This is a genomic window from bacterium, from assembly GCA_037128595.1.
Classification (GTDB): Bacteria; Verrucomicrobiota; Kiritimatiellia; order CAIKKV01; family CAITUY01; genus JAABPW01.
Genome location: JBAXWB010000058.1, coordinates 1 through 6,824, shown reverse-complemented (window position 1 = coordinate 6,824; position 6,824 = coordinate 1). Strand labels below are relative to the sequence as shown.

The window sequence follows — 6,824 nt, the reverse complement described above, 5'->3', positions numbered from 1 at the left end:
AAAGACTTTGTCCCGTCTTTTCCTTGGGGATAAGCGCAGGGCTTGACGCCGCTTTCCCACAGCCTGGCTTGACAGGCTGTACCTCGTCCGGACGTGCTGGACTGATCGAAGAACGGCGTGTCAAGCCACGCCGAAGAAAAGCGGCGTCAAGCCGCCGCACTCCAAATAGTAAACCGGCTGAACTATAACACCAACCAAATGGGCTGGATAGAGGGCGCAATGTGGGGCTATTTTTTCTTCTGCCCGTTTTCGAAATATCGGATCAGGTCTTTCGACAGGGGTGGGATTTTCTGGGCGTTGCAACCCGATCGCATCGATTTATGGCCTTGCACGCCGACCGCCACCGAGTTCCTGGCGGCAATGGGAGAGGTGTTCGTTTTGATCCCGTCCCGGACGAAATTCAGGAATTCCCTGACGATGGCGGGATCTGACCCGCCATGGGAGCCTGTCTGCGGCTTCAGGTTGTAGACGATGTCGGGGGTTTCTCGGGAACTGCGCTGGGTCCAGACATGGACCGCACAGTCACCGCTGTCACCGATATTCTCAACCCGGCCTCGGGTGCCGATGAACGTGTAGTTGCGCTCGGCATCCGGTGTGTAATGGCATTGCATGTAACTGGCCTGGGAGCCGTTATCCAACTGCATCATCACCATGTTGTGATCCTCGACATCGATGACGGGGGAAAACCCCGTCTGCTCCAGGGGCGGCCATTGGGCCACATCCCATTTCGCACTGCCGGGAACTTTTGGTGAACGGCGCTTGCATTTGTCATACACCGAAAGCATGCCCATGCCCACCACGGTTTTGGTGTAGCCGCCCATCAACCAATGCATGACGTCGATATCGTGTGCCCCCTTCTGGAGCAGGAGCCCGGTGGTGTTCTTCCGCTCCGAATGCCAATCCCGGAAATAGGCGTCCCCCCCGTAGTTGATGAAATGGCGGCACCATCCGGCTTGCACCTCGCCGATCAAGCCTGAATCGATGACCTCTTTCAGTTTCAAGACCATGGGGAAATGCCGCATATTATGCCCGAGATACAGTTTTGAGCCGGTTTGGTAGGCCGCCTTCAATAGGGCGTCGCAGCCTTCAATCGTAATGGCCATCGGTTTTTCCAGATAGACCGCTTTGCCGGCCTGCAGCGCGGCCAGCGCGTGCTTCTCGTGCAGGAAATCGGGGGACGTGATAAAGACCGCTGCAATCTCCTTGATGGCCAGAAGCTTCCGGTAATCCTTCGAGGTAAAGACATCGTTGCCGGCGAATTCCTTGAATTTTTTCAAACTTTCGTCATTAACGTCGACGCCGGCCACCAGCCGGTAGCCCTCTTCCGGGAGATGGGCGAATTTAGCAAGCCCACCCCGACCCCCAACGCCAATCACCCCGATTTTAATCTCTTTCATATGGATGCACCCTTTTTGTATTTCGAAAATAGGTATTTCAAATATTCATGTGTGATATTATCATTATCAGCCTGTATAAAAACAAAAATAAAGTGTTTTAGATGTAAAATGTTAACAAGGATGTGTGATCTTGACTGATTTACCCAATCATCACGATGGTGCGGCCGCTTTTCCCTTCACCCTGCTGGCCGCCACCCATGGAATTGCCGATGCCCGAACGCAGGCCATCGAGCGGGCCGACTATGAGTGTTGCACGGTTGAATTCGTCTACAAGGGGAAGGGGATTCTCGAGATCAATGGACAGGCCTTTGCTCCCGGGGATAATAGTGTCTATTTTTTGCACAAGCATAGTGATCACAAGTATTGGCCGGATAAACGGGATCCCTGGAGTAAGCTTTTTTTGTGGTCGATGGGGCGTTGATGGATTATCTCCTCCGCATCTACGATGTCGGTAACACATATTTTATTCCCGATTGTCCACAGCTTAAGAAATATTTTGATGAGATGATGCAGCTCAGGCTGAGCCGGGGTGAAATCGACCGGCAGGCGGCCATCCTGTTTCACCGTTTTCTTGAGGAGTGCCATACCCTTCTGCATGGGGCCACCACTCCCTTCATTGCCACGGAAGTGGGGGAGCTTAAGAAATATCTGGATGAAAATCTGGAGCGCAAAGTCTGCCTGGCCCGCTATTGCCGGGAAAAGAAATGCTCCTGTGCCAGCCTGATCCGCCGGTTCAAAAACCATTTCGGGACATCGCCTTATGACTATCTGATGCAGCGGCGCATTGAAGAAGCGCGGCTCCTGCTCCGGCACTCTGCCTTTTCGGTCAAGGAAATCGCCTCCCGGTTTAACTTCTCCGATCAGTATTATTTCTCAAATTACTTCAAACGCAAAACCGGCCTATCCCCTCTGAAATATAAAAAGGAAATGCAGAAAGCGATATCTGTGCAACAGGTTAACCAGACAAAATGATGGAGACGGTGGTGGGAACGTGCCATGATCCCGCCCGCAATCAATTTGGAACATTTTGGTGATGAAACCAGGGAAATACAAAGGAACATTGAGTATGGAATCGACTCTCTCTTCAACCGTGTCATGGACGGGTCAGTGGCTTTTGTCGCCGGCGTGCGGCGGCCCCCGTACCGCCGCTCCCGCCGCTTATTTCAGGAACTCGTTTTCGGCCGGTGGCCAGATTCAGAAAGCGCTGCTCCATATCACCGCGCTCGGCCTCTATGAATGCACGATCAATGGCCTGCGCATTGGCGACCATGAATTCGCTCCGGGCTGGACCGACTATCGCAAGCGGGTTTACTTTCAGACCTACGATGTGACCCAGGCCATCCAGAAGGGCGAGAATGTCATAGGGGTTATCCTCGGCGACGGCTGGTATTCCGGGCATCTGGCGGAAAAGGACCGGCAGTTCTATGGGGAACGCCCTCAACTGCTCGCCCAGCTTGAAATCACCGGCCAGGACGGGTCCGTTTCGCGGATAAGTACCGGTCCCGAGTGGAAAACGACGACGGGTCCGATTCTGGAGAACGACCTCGTGATGGGAGAGGCCTTTGATGCCCGCCGGGATCTGGGTGACTGGTCGCTACCCGGCTATGATGCGGGTGCCTGGCAGCCTGCCGTGGTCGCGCCGGATCCGGGCATTGTCATCGAACGCTCACCCGGTCCGCCGGTCCGCCGCTGCGAGACGCTGGTCCCGCTCAGCGAAAATCGGCATGGGCCGCATTGGATCAGGGATAAAGCCCGTGTCTATGATCTCGGACAGAATATCACCGGGCGGATCCGGTTGCGGGTCACGGCGGCGCGTGGCACGAATCTCATTATCCGCTATGCCGAGGTTCTTAATCCCGATGGGACGATGTATACTGAGAACCTGAGGTCTGCCCGGGCTACCGATTACTACACCTGTGCCGGAAGTGGTGAGGAACGATGGGAGCCCCGGTTTACATTCCATGGATTCCGCTTCGTCGAAATCAAGGGCCTGAAGAATGAGGACCTCTGCGAAATCGAGGGGATTGTCCTCCATTCCGATACCCCGCCGACAGGAACCTTCGCCTGTTCGCACCCTTTGCTCAACCAACTCCAGAGTAATATCCGGTGGGGACAAAAGGGGAACTTCCTCGAAGTACCGACTGATTGCCCGCAACGCGATGAGCGGCTTGGCTGGACGGGGGATGCGCAGGTATTCATCCGCACTGCTTGCTTTAACATGGATGTGCGAGGCTTCTTCCATAAATGGCTCAAGGATATGCGCGATGCCCAGTGTCCGGATGGCGCTGTTCCGGCGGTGATCCCCAACACCGCCTCGTTTGGACTGGGTGGGGATGGCGGGTCAGCCTGGGCGGATGCCGCCTTCATTTGTCCCTGGACCCTTTACCTCTGCTATGGCGATACGGAAATCCTCCGGGAACATTACGATTGCATGGCTGGTTATATGGAGTATCTGGCGAAAAACAAAGTGAAGGACTGCATCCGCTCGCATCCGGAGGTCGACGGCTGGGGCGGGTTTGGTGACTGGCTGGCGCTCGATGGCAGCGGCAGGACCGAAGGTGGAACGGCCAAGGATCTGATCGGCACCGCCCATTACGCCAATAACGCTGACATTATGGCCAAGTCGGCAGAATTGCTTGGCAAGAAGGACGATGCCATTAAGTACCGGGCCTTGCATGGAAAGATTGTCGACGCTTTCCGCCGCCGGTTTGTCACGCCGGATGGCCTTGTGGCGGGCGTGACCCAGACCGCTTATGTACTGGCGTTGCACTTCGGGTTGGTGCCGGAGGGCGCCCGGGCTACGACCGCCCGGGAGCTGGTGCGTAAAATCGAGGCCAACGGCATGCACCTGGGAACCGGGTTTGTCGGCACCCCGTATCTGCTCCATGTGCTGGAAGCGTCCGGTCATCTGGAGGTGGCTTACAAACTCCTTGAACAGGAGACCTTCCCCTCATGGTTGTTCCCGTTGAAAAACGGGGCCACGACGATCTGGGAGCGGTGGGACGGTTGGACGCCTGACAAGGGGTTCCAGAGCTGCGGGATGAATTCGTTCAATCACTATGCCTACGGGGCGGTGGGCGACTGGATGGTCAGCACGGTGGCCGGACTGCAGTTTGATCCGCAGGATCCTGGCTACAAACACATTATCTTCAAGCCCCGCCCGGGTGGAACTCTCGCGTGGGCCGAAGCCCGCCTGAAGACCCCGCAGGGGGAAGCGGCCATCCGGTGGGAACTGAAAGAGGGCGCGCTGGAATTGGCGTTTGAAGTGCCTGCCGGGGCCCGGGCCACGGTGTCTCTGCCGGAAGGCTGGGGGGGCGTGCCGGCCACGTTCGGCCCCGGTTCACACCGGGCCATCGGACGCGCCACGAAGTAGGCGTCATTCCGCTGGTTATTGACCTGTGTAAGGTTTTTGAATAGAAGCATGCGAAGAAGAAATATGGTTGTACGGTAAATAATCCGGAGAATTAATGATGAATGACCTACTCCTTTTGCCTGTCCCCGTCCGTTGCGAGCGTAGCGGTGGAGACATTGAATCTGCCGGCCTTGCCGTGCGTGAGGTGATTGCCCCTGCTGACGTGCGCGAGGCCGGTGCGGAAGCCTACCGCCTCGTCATCAACGCCAGCGGGGCTTGCATCTCGGCCCGCACCGAAACGGGCCTGCGCTGGGGCCGTGCCACCCTGGACCAGCTCCGCCGGCATCCGCGCATCCCCTGTCTGGTCATCGATGATGCGCCGCGTTTCGCCCACCGCGGGGTCATGCTCGACATCAGTCGTGACCGGGTGCCGACCATGGCGACCCTGTTCGGCCTGGTTGATCGCCTGGCGGCGTGGAAGATGAATCACCTCCAGCTTTACGTCGAGCACACGCTGGCCTACGTCGGCCATGAGGACGCCTGGCGTGTGGCCTCACCCATCACCCTTGAGGAGTTGTCGGCGCTGGATGTCTATTGTTCCAACAAGGGGATTGCCCTTACGGCCAACCAGAACTGCCTGGGTCATTTTGAGCGGTGGCTCAAGCATCCGCGCTATGCCCCTCTGGCGGAGATGGAGGCGGGCCAGATGGTGAACGGGTCCTGGTATGTGCGCCCCAACACCTTGTGTCCGGGTGACTCGCGGGTGCCGCCGCTGCTGGACGACCTGCTCTCCCAGCTACTGCCGCGCTGTTCGGGCGCGTATGCCAACATCGGCTGCGATGAGCCCTGGGATCTGGGCAAAGGTCGCAGCAAGGCGGACTGCGAGACGCGCACCCGCGGGGTCGTGTTCTCGGAACATGTCGCCAAGGTGGCGGCCATTGTGAAGCGGCTCGGCAAGAAGCCCCAATTCTGGTGTGACCCGCATCCGAACGAGGGCGATGGCCTTCCCAAGGATCTGATCGCCCTGGTATGGGGCTACGAGGATATCGATGATTTTCACACCCGCACCCTGGCACACCGTGCCGTCGGCCGCGAAGTGTGGGTGGCGCCCGGTACGAGCTGCTGGAGCTCCACCACCGGCCGGACCTGGAACCGGCGGGGGAACCTCGATCTGGCGGCCAAGGAGACCGAAGCGGTCGGCTTCCTGACCACCGCCTGGGGTGACGGCGGACACCGCCAGCAATGGCCGATCACCCTGTTCGGTTTTGCGGACTCCGCGATGGCCGCCTGGTCGGGTCCCGGCCATTATGATGACCGTGCCGCCGGCCTGCAGGCGTTCGATTGCGCTGAACTGGGTCCCTGGCTGGCGGCCTTGGGCAATGTGGATGCGGAACTCTGTCGCGGTGAACGCCGGAAATGGGATGGCAGCCCCTATGAAAAGCGGCCCATCACGAATGCGACCGCCTTATGGCGCGAGATGCATGCCAACCTGTTTGAGCAGGTGGGGGAAGGGGATACGGCCGCCTGGCGCGAGATTGCCGACCGTCTGGATGCACTGCGGCCGACGCTGCCCGCCGGTCTGTCAGACCTGCTGACCCGCGAATGTCTGCACAGCCTCGACATCGCCCGCTGGACCTGTGACCGGGCGATCCTGCGCCGGGGCGAGATTACCCTGCCGGCCCGAAAGGAACTGGCGGCACGTTTCTCGGATCATGTAACCGTGTTCCGGAAACTGTGGCTGGAGCGGAGCCGCTATGGCGGGCTGGAAGAAGGAAGCCAGCATTATTTCCAAATCGCCTGCCGGTGGTAAGCCGTTCACTGCGGACTAGGGGGATTAATAAGGAAGTAGATATTTCGACGGAACTCATGACATGGCTGTTCGCCATCCTGCTGTCAGTTTGCAGCCCGTGGAAAGCGGTTCAAACCCCGGACGAAGTTGTCCCCGGACACAAGCGTGACCCGGTTCCCGTATTTCCCCCTCCCATCCGAAAAACAGGATCAACACCAGAGGGTGACTAGAGCGAAGCACAGGTGGCAGCCGACGTCCTCGGCGGCTGAGGGCCTGTAAAGTTCCC

At 58.3% G+C, this 6,824-nt stretch carries 5 protein-coding genes; 4 read left to right on the top strand and 1 reads right to left on the bottom strand.

Going from position 1 to position 6,824, the window contains the following annotated elements; all coding sequences use genetic code 11:
• Window positions 1–227: 227 nt before the first annotated feature.
• Window positions 228–1,397: a Gfo/Idh/MocA family oxidoreductase gene (locus WCS52_19295; protein ID MEI6169334.1), complete on the bottom strand. Its 1,170-nt coding sequence runs from the start codon at window positions 1,395–1,397 to the stop codon at window positions 228–230.
• A 130-nt stretch (window positions 1,398–1,527) separates the two neighbouring features.
• On the opposite strand from WCS52_19295, the gene WCS52_19290 reads away from it, so the two are divergent.
• The 4 genes from WCS52_19290 (at window position 1,528) to WCS52_19275 (ending at window position 6,559) form a co-directional block, all read left to right on the top strand.
• On the top strand, window positions 1,528–1,818 hold the full coding sequence (locus WCS52_19290) for an AraC family ligand binding domain-containing protein (protein ID MEI6169333.1): 291 nt from the start codon (window positions 1,528–1,530) through the stop codon (window positions 1,816–1,818).
• Window positions 1,818–2,369, top strand: a complete 552-nt coding sequence (locus WCS52_19285; protein ID MEI6169332.1) for an AraC family transcriptional regulator — start codon at window positions 1,818–1,820, stop codon at window positions 2,367–2,369. The genes WCS52_19290 and WCS52_19285 overlap by 1 nt, the downstream gene beginning before the upstream one ends.
• 94 nt (window positions 2,370–2,463) lie before the next feature.
• Window positions 2,464–4,770 carry a family 78 glycoside hydrolase catalytic domain gene (locus WCS52_19280; protein MEI6169331.1) on the top strand — a complete coding sequence of 769 codons (2,307 nt, stop codon included), beginning with the start codon at window positions 2,464–2,466 and terminating at the stop codon, window positions 4,768–4,770.
• Window positions 4,771–4,864: 94 nt separating this feature from the next.
• The gene (locus WCS52_19275) at window positions 4,865–6,559 is read left to right on the top strand and encodes a family 20 glycosylhydrolase (GenBank protein ID MEI6169330.1); all 1,695 of its coding nucleotides are present in this window, start codon (window positions 4,865–4,867) and stop codon (window positions 6,557–6,559) included.
• Window positions 6,560–6,824 lie beyond the last annotated feature (265 nt).